Raw genomic sequence first — 14,613 nt, 5'->3', positions numbered from 1 at the left:
GGTAGCCACCCGCCGCCGCGCCTGTCTGCGCCGGGCCTCACGCTGCGGGGCCCGGCGTGCGTGCTATGCTGCGCCCATGCCCTGAACAGGGTACGACGCCGCCTTCCCCACAGACACGAACCGCGTGTTTGAGGGGCCTTTTCTTTTTTAGCCCCCCTGTTCAGGCGCGCTTTTCCCGGAGGTGCTTCGCCGTGACCAGACACCGTAGCAGAAGCCCAGGCGCGCCCAAGACCGGCGGACCGCCACAGGCCATCAAACTGGGTGAAGTGCAGGCCAGTACGGACCTGCTGCAACTCCGCGCCCAGCTGTCGCGCGCCGAAAAGGCCGCGCGGCGCACGCCGCCTTCGCCCCCACCCCGGGCGGCCAGCCCGCAGGCGCCCCTGAAGCCGCAGCGGCAGGCGGAACTGGCCGGGGTCAGCACCGACGACTTCAGCCTGGCCCGGGCCCACGCCCGGCTACGCGACGCGGTCTACGATGGCCGGTACCACCTGTGCCCGCACGCCATCAGCCACGCCCGCGCCGAGGGCTTTCTGGAGCACGACGTGCTGAACGTGCTGCTGACGGGCCGGGTGCGCGCCGTGTACACCGAGGAACGCCGCTGGCTGGTGTGCGGCTACTTTGAGGCCTGTGGGGTGGCCCTGCCGCTGCATGTGGTGGCCGAGCCGCACGGGGACGGCCACGTGGACATCGTGACGGCCTTTGTGCCCAAGCACCCGCACCACATCATCAGCCGCGCCCGGCTGGCGCTGATGCTTCGTTACGACGAACAGACCGTGCGCGCCCGCACCGCCCACGCCGGCAACCGTGTGGGCCACCGGGGCAAGGGCCGCTGGAAAAAGAGCGCGTAGGAGGGCAGGCAACACGTTGGGCCGCCGGGCGATGAAGCGTCACCCGGCGGCCCGCGTGGTTGCCGCTCAGCGCACGCTGGACATGAACAGGTTGTAGATCGCCCCCTGCCACTCGGCCTGCCCCTGAAGCTGGAAATGCACCTCGGTCAGCGGGACTGGCTGCCCGGCCGGGTCCACGAAGCGCAGCGCGCCTTCATAACGCAGATTCAGCCAGCGTTCCACTATGGGAATGACTCTGTGTGCCGTGTCCGGCTGTTCCAAGAGGCGCCGGAAACTGGGAAAGGACACCTGACGGCCACTGCCGGCCTTGGTATGCCCCAGGTGGGTGGGCCGGGCCGTAGAAGAGCAGCCCGGGCAGGAAACGGGCAGCCCCAATTGCTGCTCGTAGATCACCCAGGACGTGTGGCAGTCCGGGCAACCCAGGATGATGCTGGGCTGGTCCTGTGGCAGAGGCTGGAAAGGCACAGCGTCACGTTACCCGGTTCGGCCTGACCGTGGCCAGATCCACCTGCGGTCACGGCAGAGCCCCTGACAGCGGCTGCCAATTCCACCCTGGGGCCAAAGAGCGGCCTCTCATACGGATTCCGGATCATCCGTGACAGCCCCTCCGCGTCGCTTCGGTGCTTCCACGCCTTGCCGTCACCGTTTTTCCTTCTCTGCTGCGCCGCTCTGAGAGTCCCTTCGGTCGGGTTCATCAGGGGTTCCATCACTGATGAACCGGAATCCTTATCAATAGCTCTGTGTTCCGCTATGAGTGCCGCCCAGACAGCTGTCTGTCCTGGCCGCGTCCTTCGGCTGCCCTGGTCAGCGGCCCAGGGCCACGCGCATGCCGCGCAGTTCGTAGCCCTGCACCACCTCATTAAAGGTCACGGTGGGTGGGGCGACCAGTCGCAGGTCGCGCCACATCAGCAGGCGGCGCAGGAACACGTCGCTTTCGCGAATGGCCAGAAACGCCCCCGGGCAGCGGTGGTGGCCGTCCCCAAAGGCCAGGACTGGGGGCTGCACGCCGCGCGGCAGCGGGCGCCCCGGGCACAGGGTCGCCGGGTCCGCGCCCGCCACGGCCGGGTCCTCGTTGGTGTCGCGGATGTTCAGGGCCAGCAGGCGGCCCGCTGGAATCACCTCGCCCCCCACCGTCAGGTCGCGCACGGTGCGGCGGTAAAGGGTGGACACCACCGGCTCGACCCGCAGAATTTCGTGCAGCACGGCGTGGCGCTCGCGCTCGGTGCCGTGGACATAGTGCCAGCGCAGTTCGGGCTCGCGCAGCAGGTGCCAAGCGGCCACCGTAATGAACTCGCGGGTGGTCACCATGCCTGCCGTGCCGTAGGTGAGGCACTCGGTCAGGATTTCCAGGTCACTGTAATCCTGGTCCAGCAGGTGGCTGATCAGGTCGTCACGCCGCTGGCGCCGGCGGCGGGCAATGGCCGGTTTCACGTCCAGCAGGTAAAAAGCCAGCAGGTGGCGCTGGTCCAGCACCTGCTGCAGCCGCGAGGCCTGTTCGCCCCGGGGCCGGTCCCCCTCCACAAAGGTGGTCACGCGGCGGTGCAGCCCTGGCAGGGCGCTGTCGGTCAGGCCCACCACCTGCGCGGCCACCCGCACGGCCATGGTCAGGCTCAGGTCGTCCACCTTCGCCTCGCCGGCCCGGGCCAGCTGGCCCAGCAGGTCGTCGGCCAGAGCGGCAATCATGGGGTGGTAAGTCGCCACGGCGGCGGGGGTGAAGTACCGCGCGGTGTCGCGGCGCATCTCGTGGTGGGTGTCGCCTTCGGTGTACAGCACGGGTTTGTTGCGCAGCACGCTGGCGCCCTGCAACTGGTCGGCCCCGAAGCCGGCCTGCACCACGTCGTCGCTGCGCAGCACCTCGCGCGCGGTCTGGAAGTCGTGAATCTGGTACGCCTCGCCCTCCAGGCGTAGGGGGGCGCCGGGGCGGGGCGAGGCTGCAGATGGGCGGGTCAGGCTGCCGTGGCCAAAGGGGCACTGGGCGGGGGTGGTCATGGGCGGGGGTCCTCCGGGGAAAGGGCGGCGAGGCGTTCGAGCGCGGCCGTCACCGGGTCAAGGTCGGTGTTCAGCGTGGCCAGGGCGGGGGCGGTCACGGCCTGCACGGTCTGCATGGCGCTGGCCCAGATGGCCTGCCCCAGCGGCTCAATGTGCAGGGCGTGCGAGCGGGCGTCCCCCGGGTCGCGGCGGCGGGCAATGGCGTGCAGGTCGTCCAGGCGGCGCAGGATGCGCGCCACCTCGTAGCGGGGCACCTTCAGCTGCCGGGCCAGTTCAGCCGGGGTGATGGGCCCCGCCTGCACATAACTGAGCGCAATGAAGGTGCGTAGGTCCAGGCTGTGCTGGCGCTCCAGCGCCGCGTGCAGCCGCGTGCTCATGACCTGCCACACGCCCCAGTACGCCGCCAGAAACCGCAGCGGCTGGGCCTGCAGGTCCGGCGAAGGGGGAGAGGAAGCAGACATGATTGCATTCTGCAACTATTTGTTCAGAAGAAGCTGAGAGGAGGGTGGACGAAGGGCTGGAGCTTTTCGGTTTTTGATTCAGAAGGCAGATCACCGCTGCACGCGGGCCTCTGGAGGCGTCAGCTGCGTGAGAGGCAAAACGTGGGACGCGGCGGGGGCCAAAACCCCGCCGCGTCCCGTTCCCGCCTGACTTAGTGCCGGAAGTGGCGCGAACCCGTGAACACCATGCTCACGCCCAGTTCGTTACAGGCGGCAATCACTTCGGGGTCGCGCTTGGCGCCGCCGGGTTGCAGAATGGCGCGCACCCCTACTCCGGCGGCCAGCCGCACCACATCGTCGAAGGGAAAGAATGCCTCCGAGGCCAGGACCGAGCCCTGGGCGCGCTCGCCCGCGTTGGCCACCGCGCGCTCGGCGGCCCAGATGCGGCTCACCGCCCCGGCCCCCAGGCCCACCGTGACCCCGTCTCGGGCCAGCACCACCGCGTTGCTGCGCGCATGCTTGACCGTGGCCCAGGCAAAGCGCAGATCCAGCCATTCCTGCTCGGTGGGTTCGCGGGTTGTGACCACCTCGGGGCACAGGTCGTCCCAGGGGCGGGTGTCGCGTTCCTGCACGGCAAAGCCGCCGGTCAGGGGCCGCACGTCCAGCCGGCTGATCCCGGCTGCCGGGCCCGCCACCAGCACGCGCAGGTCCGGCTTCTTCTCGGCGAACCACGCGGCGGCCTCCGGGCTGACCTCGGGGGCGATCAGCACCTCCAGGAAGGTGCCGCGCATGGCCTGCGCGGCTTCCAGGTCCACCGGGCGGCTGAGGGCCACCACGCCGCCGAACACGCTGAGGGTATCGGCGTCCCGGGCGCGTTCCCAGGCGGTGCGGGCGCTCTGTGCCAGGGCTACGCCGCAGGGGTTGGCGTGCTTGACCGCCACGCAGGCCACCTCGTGGCCGGGCACCGCCGCTTCCTGCTCGCTCAGTTCCTGGCACAGGGCCCAGGCGGCGTCGGCGTCGGCGTAGTTGTTGAAGCTCATGGGCTTGCCGCTCAGCAGCCGCGCGTCCAGCACCGGGCCCTGCGCGGCGCCCAGGCGGTAGATCGCGCCGGGCTGGTGCGGGTTCTCGCCGTAGCGCACCTGCGCGGCGCGGGTCAGGTTCAGGGTCAGCTGCTCGGGCAGCGCGGTGGGCAACTCGTCGGAGGTGCCTTCCAGGTAGGCGGTGATGGCGGCGTCGTACTCGCTGGTGTGGCGGTAGGCCTTGGCTGCCAGCCGCTGGCGCTCGGCGGGGGACACCTCGTCCTGCAGGGCCACCGGATAATCGGCCGGGTCCACCAGCACCAGCACGCCCGCATGGTTCTTGGCCGCCGAGCGGATCATGGCAGGCCCGCCAATGTCGATGTTCTCGATCACTTCGGGGAAAGCCGCGCCGCGCGCCACTGTTTCGCGGAAGGGATAGAGGTTCACGCACACCAAGTCAATGGTGCCAATCCCGTGCTGTGCCAGTTGGCCCAGGTGCCCTTCTTCCCGGCGCGCCAGAATGCCGCCGTGCACCGCCGGGTGCAGGGTCTTGACCCGGCCGTCCAGCATCTCGGGAAAGCCGGTCACGTCGCTGACCTGCCGGGCGGCAATGCCCGCCTCGACAATGCTCTGGTAGGTGCCGCCCGTGCTGAGAATTTCCCAGCCGCGCTCGGCCAGCTGGCGGGCAAATTCCACCACGCCGGTCTTGTCGCTCACGGAGATCAGTGCCCGTCTTGCCATGTTGGTCCTCCAGGGGAAACCACGAGTTGCCGCCCCAGACAGAGCAGCAACTCGACCCAGGCGCGCGATCAGAAAAGGTCCGGAAGGCTTCCCCGTGGTTGGGTCCACGTCCAGGGCGCCAGTCGCCTTCCGCTCTGGGCGCCAGCATACCCTGCCCGGTGCGCGGGCGGCCCGGCGCGGTCACGGGCAGGCAGCGGCGGTGCTCGGCAGGGCCGGACAGGCCCCCAGCCCCTGGCGTCCGCCGTCAGGCCTGGGCCACCTCCTGCGGCCGGGGCTGGGGGGCCGGCAAGGTCAGGGCGGCCACCCCAGCCAGCAGGGTCAGGGCCGCGGCCACGGTCAGCATGGGCACGGCGTCCACCCGGCTGCCGATCAGGGCCGCGCTGCCGGTGGCGGCCACGCCCACCAGCGCGGTGGTGGTCCCCAGGGCCCCGTATACCCGGCCCCGGTAGTCGGGGGGCGTGGCCAGTTGCAGCAGGGTAGAGGCCGCCACGTTCGCCACCACCATGGGCAGGCCCAGCAGGGCGCCCAGCACCAGCACGGGGGGCACCTGGGTCTGCTGGTACATCGCCAGCATCAGGCCGCCCACCAGCAGGGTGCCCAGGGCCACCAGCCGCCGCAGATCGAACCGTTCGGCGGCCCAGGTGGACAGCAGGCTGCCGGCCAGGGTGCCGGCGCCAATCACGGCGCTGAGCAGTCCCACCTGCGCGGCGCTGGCGTGCAGGGCGCCCTGCACGAATCCCATGTAGTAGGGGTCCACCAGGGTGCCGCCCAGACTGGTCAGGCCCAGGGTCACGAACAGCGTGCCAATCACGCGCCGGCGCGCGATCACCTGCAGGCCGGCGCGCCATTCGCGGCCCATGGCCCGCCAGGTGCCCAGCAGGGATTCCGGGGCCGCTGCCCCCTGTGCAGCCTGCCGGGCGCGGGGCAGGCGGCTGAACAGCAGGGCGGCGAGAAAGAAGCTGGCGGCGTCCAGCACGACCACGCCGGGCATGCCTGCCTGCGCGGCCAGCACCCCGCCCAGCACCGGCCCCAGCAGCCGCGCGGTGGTGGTGGCCACCGCCAGCCGAGCCGTGGCCCGGGCCAGGTGCGTTTCGCCCACCAGCCGGGGCAGCAGCGCGGCGCTGGCGGGCAGGGCCAGCAGGCTCAGGGTCAGTTCCGCGAACATGACCGCCGTGGCCAGCCAGAGCCGCTCGGGGCCGGCGCCCAGGAGCAGCAGAATCACGGCGCCCTGCAGCAGTTGCGTGACCACCAATACCCGGCGCCCGTCCCAGCGGTCGGCCAGCACCCCGGCCAGCGAACCGAACAGCAGACCCGGCAAGTAGCCGGCCAGCGCCAGCAGCGCCGTGGCCCGCAGCGAGCCGGTCTGCTGATACACCGCGTAGGGCAGCGCCACCCCCAGCGCCCGGTCGCCCAGCACTGTAACGGCCTGTCCCAGCCAGAGCCAGCGAAAAGAGGTGTGCCGCAGGTGCGCCCGAGGTGTCATGGGGGCAGCCTGGGCCGTAGGCTGGTGAACATGACAGGCCCAGATTCACCCAGCCCCGCCGGGGCGCCGACCCAGCCTTCGCTGTGGCAGCGCCTGGACGACCCGGCGGCGGCGCGGGTGCTGGCCGACGCCTACACCCGGCAGTTTTTCGAGCCGTTTATCTGGCGCGAGCGGCGGGTGGGTGACGTGGCGCGGGAGCTGGGGGTCAGTAAGACAGCGGTGCTGTACCGGGTGCGGCAGTTCCTGCGGCTGGGGCTTCTGGAAGTCACGCGCACCGAGCCGCGCGCCGGGCGGGCCATCCGGTATTACCGCGCCACCTCGCGGGGCTATTTCGTGCCATTTGCCGCCACCTCGGCTGAGTCCATTGCGGCCCTGTACGAGGCCTCGCTGGACAATGCGCGCCGCTCGGTGCTGCAGGCCCTGACCCACGCCTGGAGCCAGCTGGCCGAGGACCCCCGCTGGTTCGGGCTGTACACCTACGGCGACGAAACCGGCCTGAAAAGCCACGCCCTGCTGCCCTACCGCCCAGCCGAATGCCCAGCCGAAGCCCACCTGGGACCGGCCCCACAGGCTTTTCTGGACCCGTTGCTGGCCGAGGGCAGCCCGGCCATCTGGGACAACACCACCACCCTCAAGCTGTCGGCCGCCGAGGCCAAGGCCCTGCAGCGCGAACTGCATGCCTTGCAGCGCCGGTACAGTGGACGCAAGGCCCCGGGGCAAACCCCCTACCTGCTGCGCCTGACCCTGACGCCCAACCTGCCCCCGGAGGATGCAGGCCCGTAGAGGCCAGGGTGCGCGCGGGAAGCACCGACCTGAGTGCGGCGCCCCGGTTTACCTGCAGGTTGCCTTTCAACGTGCCTACACCGCTTTTTGCGTCGAAGAGCACTTCATTCGCACCACCGCCGCCGGGAGGCGTTCACCCAGGGCGGTACCAGCCTCCCCGCCTCAGTTGCTGTTGCCGCTGCCGTCCGGGGCCGGGGCCGACAGGGGGGTGGGGGCCGGCGCCGCCTCGCTGCCCCCCAGCAGGCGGCGCAGTTCCTCAATGACCGCGCGTTCGCGCTCGCTGACCTGCTCACCGCCAATGCCCAGAAACCCGCCTTCCTTGGCGGCCAGGGCCACCTGCTCGGCCACGCTCAGCAGCAGTTGCCGGTAGGCGGCGGCGTCTTCGGGGCTGGTCTTGGCGCTCACCAGCCACGCGGCCTGCCGCACGCCCTGCAGGCTCTGCTCGCGGGCCTCGTCCATGTTCCGCGCCCGTTCCTGGCGGGGAGCGGTGGCGGGGTCCGGCGGCGTGCCCAGCAGGTCGGCGGCCATCGCTTCAAGCAGTGGGGTGCGCCCGGCGGCGCTGAGGCCCTGGCGCACGGCCTGACCCAGCGCCTGGGCTTCGGCCACCAGCCCCGTGACACCGCTGGGACTGGCCGCCACCACGGCGGCGCCGGCCCGGCCAGGGCCGTTCATCACGGTGAACCATTCTTCGCCCGAGAACTTGTCCTTGAGGCTCATGGCGTTCAGCCTACGCGGCCCCGCCCCGGGCTGGCTTGGGCATTTATTGACCTTTACTGACCTTCCCGGGGCCTCACGCTGCTCAGGTCAAAGCGCACGGGTTCGGTGTCTTCGGGCACGGGGCGTTCATCGGCCGCCAGACCATGTCCGCCAAAGAGGCCCTGGGCACTCAGGCCCTGGCCCATGGGGTCGCCGCGCTGCTCGTCCGGGGGAACCAGGGGCCTCACGCGAAAGGCCAGCGCGATCAGGGCGGTGGGCAGCACGAGAAACAGCAGAACGCCGGTCATGGCACCTCCGGGTGCGGGCAAGCCGCGCAGGACGGCTGACCCTGAACCCATGAAAAGGGCGCGCTGGCCCGGGCGGGGGTGACAGCGCGCCGAAAAAGGGCTGCCCCCCCCTCAGCAGGGCGTGGGCTCGACCGGGGTGCCCGGCTCTTGCAGGTGAGACTGCGCCCAGGACCCAATGGCGTCAATGACGCTTTGCAGTTCCAGGCCAGCCGGCGTGAGGCTGTAGACGCTGCGGGCCAGCTTGCCGTGGCTGTCCTCGGTCCGCTTGTGAATCAGGCTGAGGTGCTCCAAGTGCTCCAGGCGCTGGGTCAGGGTGGCGCTGTTGCAGCCGCCAACAGCCCGGGCAAGTTCGTTAAAGCCCTTTTCACCATTCAGCAGGGCCCGCACGATATGCAGCACCCATTTTTCCTGCAACACCCCGATGGCCCGGTAGACCGGGCAAAAACCAGTGTGTTCCATGCTCATGGTCAGAGTGTACACAGATGCTGCTGATCAAATCATGACGGAACACACACCGCTTGACATTTCAAAGCAGTGGGCATAACCTCCTGCCATGACCGCCACTGCCACCAAACCCCTGACTGTCACCGAAGCCATTGAAACCCGGCGCAGCATCCGCAAGTACGTGCAGGAGCCCATGAACCAGGATGACCTGCGCGAAATCCTGCGTCTTGCCAGCCTCGCACCCAGCGCCTGGAACGCTCAGACGTGGCGCTTTGCCGTGGTGCAGGACCCCGCCGTCAAGGCGCAGCTGCAGGAGGCCGCCTACGGCCAGGGCCAGGTAACGAACGCGCCCGCCGTGATCGTGGTGTACAGCGACATGGAAGACACCCTGCAGACTGTGGAAGACACCGCCCACCCCGGCATGGGCGAGCAGGGCCGCACCGGCCAGCGCACCACCTTTGACCGCGTGTTCGGCAGCCAGGACGTGGCCCAGCGCGGCCAGTGGGGGCTGTCGCAGGCCAACATCGCCTTCGGGTTCCTGATGCTCGCGGCCCGTGGCCTGGGGTACGACACGGTGCCCATGCTGGGCTTCCAGCCCGACAAGGTCAAGGCCATCCTGGGCCTGCCCGAGCACGTGCAGTTTGCGGGCCTGCTCCCCATCGGCAAGCGCGCCGAGGAAGGCTTCCCCCACCACCGCCACAGCGTTGAGCGCCTGACCAAGTTTTACTGACCCACACCGGCCCACACTGGGAGGTCCGGGCCCGCGCGCGCGGGCGCCTCTCGGGCAGTAACAGCCCGTCCCCACACCCGGGGGCGGGTTTTGCCGTTTGCTGAAGGGATGAGCCCCGCTTCATTTGCCGTCATCGTGGCAGAACACGGAGGCCCCGAGGTGCTGCGCTGGCAGGCCCGGGCGCTGCCCCAGCCGGGCCCCGGGCAGGTGCGGGTGCGTGTGGAGGCCACGGGCGTGAACTACGCCGATGTGCTGTCCCGGCGCGGCGGCTACGGCCCCGGCGCCCCGCTGCCGTTTGTCCCGGGGCTGGACGCCGCCGGCACCGTGGACGCGCTGGGTGAGGGGGTTGACGGGCTGGTGCTGGGCACGCGGGTGGCCTGCTTCACGGCTGGCGGCAGCTACGCCACGCATGTGCTGGCGCCGGCCGCGTTCTGCCTTCCCCTTCCGCCCGGGGTCACCCCTGGGCAGGCCGCCGCCCTGGTGCCCCTGTCCACGGCGTACGGGGTGCTGCAGGCTGCTGGCGTGCAGGCCGGCGAAACGGTCCTGATTCACGCGGCCGGGGGCGGAGTGGGGCACCTGGCTGTGCAACTGGCCCGGGCGCGGGGCGCGCGGGTGCTGGCGGTGGTGGGCGGCGAGGCCCGCGCCGGGTTCGTTCGTGGCCTGGGGGCGGACGCCGTGGTGGACCGTCACGCCCAGGACTTCGTGGCCCTGACCCTGGACCTGACGGGTGGCCGGGGTGCCGACGTGATTCTGGATTCGGTGGGCGGCGAGACCGCCGAACGCGGCCTGGGCTGCCTCGCCCGTTTTGGCCGGCTGGTGACTTACGGGCACGCAGGCGGGCGCCCCGGCCTGATCCCCACCGCGCCCCTGCACCGCGAGGGTCGGTCGGTGATCGGGTATTCCGGCGGCACCCTGCGCCAGCACCGCCCCGGGCAGGCCCGGCAGACCGCGCAGGCGGCCCTGGAGGCCCTGGCACGGGGTGAGGTGCAGGTGCACAGTCCCCTGGCGCTGCCGCTGGCCCAGGCGTCTGGCGCCCACCAGCAGGTGGAGGCTGGAGGGGTATGCGGCCGGGTCACCCTGCTGCCTTAAGATCCGCTGAGGGTCCGGGGGCTGGCAACTGACCAGCGGCAGACAGAGGGACCGCTAAAATGTGCGGCGCATGAAACACAACCTTCTTCTGATCGGCGCCGCCCTGAGCCTGAGCAGCTGCGCCGCTGTGTTCGGCCCCTCGCAGGTGGATGTGACCGTGATCGGCGTGAACGACTTTCACGGCAACCTCCTGCCCACCTCGTTCCGCGTGCCGGACCCCGCCGACCGCAGCAAGACGGTGACCGTGCAGGCCGGCGGGGTGGAGGCCATGGGCACCATCCTGGCCAACGCCCGCCGCGCCAACCCCAACACCGTGTTCGTGGGCGTGGGCGACATGACGGGCGCCAGCCCCCTGATCAGCGGCCTGCTGCGCGACGAGCCCACCATTGACGCCCTGACCGGCCTGGGCATGCAGGTGAACGTGGTGGGCAACCACGAATTCGATTACGGCTTTGCCGAGCTGCAGCGCTACCAGAAGGGCGGCTGCAACAGCAACGACGCCGCCAAGGCCTGCAAGTTCAACAACACCTTTGCGGGTGCGGGCTTCACCTACATCGCCGCGAACGTGTTGGACGAACGGACCGGCAAACCCGTGCTGCCCGCCTACAAGATCGTGCAGGTGGGCCCGGCCAAGATCGCCTTTGTGGGCGCCGTGCTGAAAGACACCCCCACCGTGGTGACCCCCAGCGGCGTGGCGGGCCTGAAGTTCGCCGACGAGGTGGCCAGCATCAACGCCGCCATCCCGACCATCAAGCGCATGGGTGCCGACGCCATCGTGGCGCTGGTGCACCAGGGCGGCACCGCCCGCGACGCCTTTGACATCGTGGACTGCACGACCCTCTCCGGGCCCATTGTGGACATCGCCAGGGGCCTGGACCCGGCGATCAGCGCCATCATGACCGGGCACACCCACCGGGGCTACAACTGCCGCGTGCCGGACCCCAATGGCACCCCCCGCGTGGTGATTCAGGGTGACGCCCTGGGCCACCTGCTGCAGCGCCTGGACATGACCGTGGACCTGCGCACCAACCGCGTGCTTGCCATTAAGGCCAGCAACGTGGTGGTGGACGCCGCGAACACCGCCAAGGACCCGGCCATGACCGCGCTGGTGAACAAGGCCAGGGGCCTGACCGACCCGATTGCCAAGACCGTGATTGCCACCCTGGGCGTGGAACAGATCACCCGCGCGGCCACCCCGGCCGGCGAAAGCCCCCTGGGCCGCGTGATTGCCGACAGCCAGCTGGCCGCCACCAGCAGCGCGGACAAGGGCGGCGCCGTGATCGCCTTCATGAACCCCGGCGGCATCCGCGCCGACCTACCCGTGAACGTGCCCAACGCCAGCAAGCAGGTCACCTACGGCGACGCCTTTGCCGTGCAGCCCTTCGGCAACATCCTGACCGTGATCACCCTGACCGGCGCGCAGATCAAGGCCGTGCTGGAGCAGCAGTTCGACAACCCCTCGGCGGGCAGCAACCGCATTCTGCAGGTCAGCAAGGGCTTTACCTACACCTGGGACAACAGCAAGCCCAAGGGCGAGAAGGTCAGCAACATCCGTCTGAACGGGCAGGCCATTGATCCGGCCGCCAGCTACCGCGTGACCGTGAACAACTTCCTGGCCGACGGCGGCGACGGCTTTACCGTCTTTGCCCAGGGCACGAACCGCCTGGGCGGCGACCTGGACATCAACGCCTTCCAGGCCTTCCTGACCGCCGGCACCGTCTCGCCCGACGCGGCCGAGCGCATCACCCGCCTGAACTGAAGCCGGGCCAAACAGAAGGGGAGAGCCGCGCGCTCTCCCTTTTGCATTGGTGGATGAGCAAGGTACGTGATATGGATTCCAGATCATCCGTTGCAGACCCTCCGCTTCGGTGCGTCCACGCCTCTCCATCGCCGTTGTTCTTTCTCTGCTGCGCCGCTCTACGAGCCCCTCTGGTCGGGTTTACCAGTGATGCCACCACTGATGAACCGGAAGCCTTATGGCCTGGACGGCCGTCCAGGCCCGTCACAGCCGGGAAAGCACGACATGTTCCCTGCCCTGAGCGCCATTCAGGTCCGATGCCCGAGTATCCGTCGCCTTTCCTGCGCCGCGATCGCGCGATTCCCTGACAGGACGCCACATGTGACGGTAGGGCTCGGAAGTCTTGAAGTCCCGTGGGCGCCCTCCTGGTGCGCCACCGCAAATCCCGCTTCAGGATCAGGGCAGGTACCTGCCCCCACTCTCAGGAGAACAGCGAAGCATTGAGGGCCGGCGGCTCTAGCGGGTGCTCGGGGCTCGCCTCTATCTCGTTCACCTGTTTGCCCTCCACGCGCCAGACTCGGGTGGCCACCCGCGAAATCAGTGTGCGGTCGTGGCTGGCCAACAGCACTGTGCCCGGAAAGGTCAGCAGCAAACCCTCCAGGGCTTCAATGGCCTGCACGTCCAGGTGGTTGGTGGGTTCGTCCAGTACTAGTACCTGGGCGCGGGTCACGCTCAGGCGGGCCAGACTCAGGCGGGTGCGCTGCCCGCCCGAGAGGGCGTTCAGGGCAAAGGCAGGGCCACCGGGCACCTGAAGGGCGGCGGCCACCTCGTGCAGCTGGTGGGGGCTGAGGTGCGGGTTGGCGTCCAGCAGGGCGTCCCCCACCGTATGCAGGCCGCGCAGCTCCTCGCCGCCCTGCATGGTCACGGACCGGGTGAGCCCCGCGCCCCAGTGCACGGTGCCCTGGGCTGGCAGCTCGCCCAGCAGCGCGCGCAGCAGGGTACTTTTGCCGCCGCCGTTGGGGCCTGTGAGGGCCACGCGGTCACCCCGGCGCACCTGCAGGTTCACTCCGCTCAGCACGGGCTGCCCGCCCCGCGCAACGGTCAGGCCCTGGGCGCGCAGCACCTCGGCCGGGCCGGGGGCCGCTGGGGGCAGGTTCAGACGCACCACCCGGCCATCAGCGTAGGGCTTGGGCACGGCCTGCTCGTCCAGGCGGTCCAGCTGCTTTTGCATGGCGCGGGCACGGGCCGAATGAATCTGCTGGGCACGCCCGGCCTTGTGGCTGGACAGAAACTTGTCGTTGTCGCGGGCGCGGCGGCGGTTCTCTTCGGCGGCGCCCTTGCTGGCCTGCCGGCGCCGCTCCTCGTCCAGGGCGGCGCGCTTTCGCTGATAGGCCGCGTAGTCGCGCGCCTGGGCCTCGCGCAGGGTGGCTTTCAGGCGCATGGCCTCCGTGTAGGCGCCGGGATACTCGCGCAGCTCGCCACGTTCCAGTTCGGCGGTGCGCGTGGCCACCGCGTCCAGAAAGGCGCGGTCATGGCTGGCCAGCACGAAGGCAGCGGGCGAGGCCCGGATCCACCCTTCCAGCCACATGGCCCCTGCGCTGTCCAGATGGTTGGTGGGTTCGTCCAGCAGATAGAGGTCGGCGGGCGAGAGCAGCAGCCGGGCCAGCAGCACGCGCCGCGTCTGCCCGCCCGACAGCCGGTCAGCGGGGGCGTCGCCGCGCAGGTCCAGCCCCGAGAGCACCGCTTCGGCCCGCGCCTCGAAGTCGTAGCCGCCCGCCACGCACCAGTGTTCCTCGGCGTCGGCAAAGGTCTGCAGCGCCGCGTCGGTGCCGCTGTCCAGGGCCAGGGTCGCGGCGGCCAGGGCGAGGCGGGTGCGCTGCAGTTCGGCGGGGGTCACGGCGTCCAGCACCGTGCCTTGCAGTTCGGCCTGCTGGGCCAGCAGGGCCACCCGGCCCGTGCGGGTCACGGTGCCCGCGTCCGGGGCGTCCAGGCCGGCCAGCAGCCGCAGCAGCGAACTTTTCCCGCTGCCGTTGGCGCCGATCAGCGCCACGCGGTCCCCGGGGCCCACGTCCAGATCAAGGTTGTCAAAGATGGTGCGGTCGGCGTAGGAACGCGCGACCCCTGCGGCCTTCAGCATAGGTTGTCTCCCTGAAGAAACAGGCCCCGCACGCCCGCACAGCGGCGCGGGCAGGGCAGCTCTCAACACGTGCTTTCAGGGATTACCAACGCAAGGGCAACAGGGTCCTTTGAATGGGCGAAGGGGTCAAGCCGCCGCAAGTCGCCAGGACAGGGCCTGGGGGTGGGC

General features: G+C 70.1%; 14 protein-coding genes and 1 riboswitch. Of the genes, 5 read left to right on the top strand and 9 right to left on the bottom strand.

Features of this window, described 5'->3' with window-relative positions; genetic code table 11:
* The first annotated feature begins 266 nt into the window (after positions 1 to 266).
* Positions 267 to 848 carry a DUF4258 domain-containing protein gene (locus KMW22_RS05170; RefSeq protein ID WP_328774620.1) on the top strand — a complete coding sequence of 194 codons (582 nt, stop codon included), beginning with the start codon at positions 267 to 269 and terminating at the stop codon, positions 846 to 848.
* Positions 849 to 914: 66 nt separating this feature from the next.
* On the opposite strand, the gene KMW22_RS05165 is transcribed toward KMW22_RS05170, so the two are convergent.
* The 5 genes from KMW22_RS05165 to KMW22_RS05145 form a co-directional block, all read right to left on the bottom strand.
* Entirely contained in the window at positions 915 to 1,313 is a 399-nt protein-coding gene (locus tag KMW22_RS05165; protein WP_221088975.1) for a hypothetical protein, read from the bottom strand.
* A gap of 339 nt (positions 1,314 to 1,652) precedes the next feature.
* On the bottom strand, positions 1,653 to 2,837 hold the full coding sequence (locus KMW22_RS05160) for a cytochrome P450 (RefSeq protein WP_221088974.1): 1,185 nt from the start codon (positions 2,835 to 2,837) through the stop codon (positions 1,653 to 1,655).
* Complete coding sequence (locus KMW22_RS05155) at positions 2,834 to 3,298, bottom strand: MarR family winged helix-turn-helix transcriptional regulator (protein WP_221088973.1); 465 nt, start codon at positions 3,296 to 3,298, stop codon at positions 2,834 to 2,836. The genes KMW22_RS05160 and KMW22_RS05155 overlap by 4 nt, the downstream gene beginning before the upstream one ends.
* Before the next feature lie 191 nt (positions 3,299 to 3,489).
* Positions 3,490 to 5,037, bottom strand: a complete 1,548-nt coding sequence (gene purH / locus KMW22_RS05150) for a bifunctional phosphoribosylaminoimidazolecarboxamide formyltransferase/IMP cyclohydrolase (protein ID WP_221088972.1) — start codon at positions 5,035 to 5,037, stop codon at positions 3,490 to 3,492.
* A 47-nt stretch (positions 5,038 to 5,084) separates the two neighbouring features.
* Positions 5,085 to 5,173: riboswitch (ZMP/ZTP riboswitch) on the bottom strand.
* A gap of 108 nt (positions 5,174 to 5,281) precedes the next feature.
* Positions 5,282 to 6,520 (bottom strand): MFS transporter, encoded by a 1,239-nt coding sequence (locus tag KMW22_RS05145; RefSeq protein WP_221088971.1) that lies wholly within the window; start codon positions 6,518 to 6,520, stop codon positions 5,282 to 5,284.
* 30 nt (positions 6,521 to 6,550) lie between these two features.
* Between KMW22_RS05145 and KMW22_RS05140 the strand changes: the two genes are divergently transcribed.
* Positions 6,551 to 7,303, top strand: a complete 753-nt coding sequence (locus KMW22_RS05140) for an ArsR/SmtB family transcription factor (protein ID WP_221088970.1) — start codon at positions 6,551 to 6,553, stop codon at positions 7,301 to 7,303.
* A gap of 162 nt (positions 7,304 to 7,465) precedes the next feature.
* Here the strand turns inward: KMW22_RS05140 and KMW22_RS05135 are convergent, their stop codons facing one another.
* From KMW22_RS05135 to KMW22_RS05125, 3 genes are all read right to left on the bottom strand, one after another.
* The gene (locus KMW22_RS05135; RefSeq protein ID WP_221088969.1) at positions 7,466 to 8,020 is read right to left on the bottom strand and encodes a hypothetical protein; all 555 of its coding nucleotides are present in this window, start codon (positions 8,018 to 8,020) and stop codon (positions 7,466 to 7,468) included.
* Positions 8,021 to 8,073: 53 nt separating this feature from the next.
* Positions 8,074 to 8,307 carry a hypothetical protein gene (locus tag KMW22_RS05130; protein WP_221088968.1) on the bottom strand — a complete coding sequence of 78 codons (234 nt, stop codon included), beginning with the start codon at positions 8,305 to 8,307 and terminating at the stop codon, positions 8,074 to 8,076.
* A gap of 111 nt (positions 8,308 to 8,418) precedes the next feature.
* Positions 8,419 to 8,772, bottom strand: a complete 354-nt coding sequence (locus KMW22_RS05125; protein ID WP_221088967.1) for a winged helix-turn-helix transcriptional regulator — start codon at positions 8,770 to 8,772, stop codon at positions 8,419 to 8,421.
* An 88-nt stretch (positions 8,773 to 8,860) separates the two neighbouring features.
* On the opposite strand from KMW22_RS05125, the gene KMW22_RS05120 reads away from it, so the two are divergent.
* The 3 genes from KMW22_RS05120 to KMW22_RS05110 all read left to right on the top strand — a co-directional run bounded on the left by KMW22_RS05120 (position 8,861) and on the right by KMW22_RS05110 (position 12,329).
* A complete protein-coding gene (locus KMW22_RS05120) occupies positions 8,861 to 9,481 on the top strand; it encodes a nitroreductase family protein (protein ID WP_221088966.1) in 621 nt (206 codons plus the stop codon).
* Between the two features lie 108 nt (positions 9,482 to 9,589).
* Positions 9,590 to 10,570: a quinone oxidoreductase family protein gene (locus tag KMW22_RS05115; protein ID WP_221088965.1), complete on the top strand. Its 981-nt coding sequence runs from the start codon at positions 9,590 to 9,592 to the stop codon at positions 10,568 to 10,570.
* A 70-nt stretch (positions 10,571 to 10,640) separates the two neighbouring features.
* Complete coding sequence (locus KMW22_RS05110) at positions 10,641 to 12,329, top strand: bifunctional metallophosphatase/5'-nucleotidase (RefSeq protein ID WP_221088964.1); 1,689 nt, start codon at positions 10,641 to 10,643, stop codon at positions 12,327 to 12,329.
* 460 nt (positions 12,330 to 12,789) lie between these two features.
* Here the strand turns inward: KMW22_RS05110 and KMW22_RS05105 are convergent, their stop codons facing one another.
* Positions 12,790 to 14,445 (bottom strand): ABC-F family ATP-binding cassette domain-containing protein, encoded by a 1,656-nt coding sequence (locus KMW22_RS05105; RefSeq protein WP_221088963.1) that lies wholly within the window; start codon positions 14,443 to 14,445, stop codon positions 12,790 to 12,792.
* Positions 14,446 to 14,613 lie beyond the last annotated feature (168 nt).

Source organism: Deinococcus aquaedulcis (genome assembly GCF_019693445.1).
GTDB classification, from domain to species: Bacteria; Deinococcota; Deinococci; order Deinococcales; family Deinococcaceae; genus Deinococcus; species Deinococcus aquaedulcis.
Note: the sequence above shows the minus strand (reverse complement) of the source record. Positions and strands in the feature narration are given on the sequence as shown.

Bases quoted from the DNA above. Each gene is read 5' to 3' on its own strand.
- KMW22_RS05155 (WP_221088973.1), bottom strand. From the start codon at position 3,298: ATGTCTGCTTCCTCTCCCCCTTCGCCGGACCTGCAGGCCCAGCCGCTG.
- KMW22_RS05160 (WP_221088974.1), bottom strand. From the start codon at position 2,837: ATGACCACCCCCGCCCAGTGCCCCTTTGGCCACGGCAGCCTGACCCGC.
- KMW22_RS05115 (WP_221088965.1), top strand. From the start codon at position 9,590: ATGAGCCCCGCTTCATTTGCCGTCATCGTGGCAGAACACGGAGGCCCC.
- KMW22_RS05125 (WP_221088967.1), bottom strand. From the start codon at position 8,772: ATGAGCATGGAACACACTGGTTTTTGCCCGGTCTACCGGGCCATCGGG.
- KMW22_RS05135 (WP_221088969.1), bottom strand. From the start codon at position 8,020: ATGAGCCTCAAGGACAAGTTCTCGGGCGAAGAATGGTTCACCGTGATG.
- KMW22_RS05130 (WP_221088968.1), bottom strand. From the start codon at position 8,307: ATGACCGGCGTTCTGCTGTTTCTCGTGCTGCCCACCGCCCTGATCGCG.
- KMW22_RS05145 (WP_221088971.1), bottom strand. From the start codon at position 6,520: ATGACACCTCGGGCGCACCTGCGGCACACCTCTTTTCGCTGGCTCTGG.
- KMW22_RS05140 (WP_221088970.1), top strand. From the start codon at position 6,551: ATGACAGGCCCAGATTCACCCAGCCCCGCCGGGGCGCCGACCCAGCCT.
- KMW22_RS05110 (WP_221088964.1), top strand. From the start codon at position 10,641: ATGAAACACAACCTTCTTCTGATCGGCGCCGCCCTGAGCCTGAGCAGC.
- purH (WP_221088972.1), bottom strand. From the start codon at position 5,037: ATGGCAAGACGGGCACTGATCTCCGTGAGCGACAAGACCGGCGTGGTG.
- KMW22_RS05120 (WP_221088966.1), top strand. From the start codon at position 8,861: ATGACCGCCACTGCCACCAAACCCCTGACTGTCACCGAAGCCATTGAA.
- KMW22_RS05105 (WP_221088963.1), bottom strand. From the start codon at position 14,445: ATGCTGAAGGCCGCAGGGGTCGCGCGTTCCTACGCCGACCGCACCATC.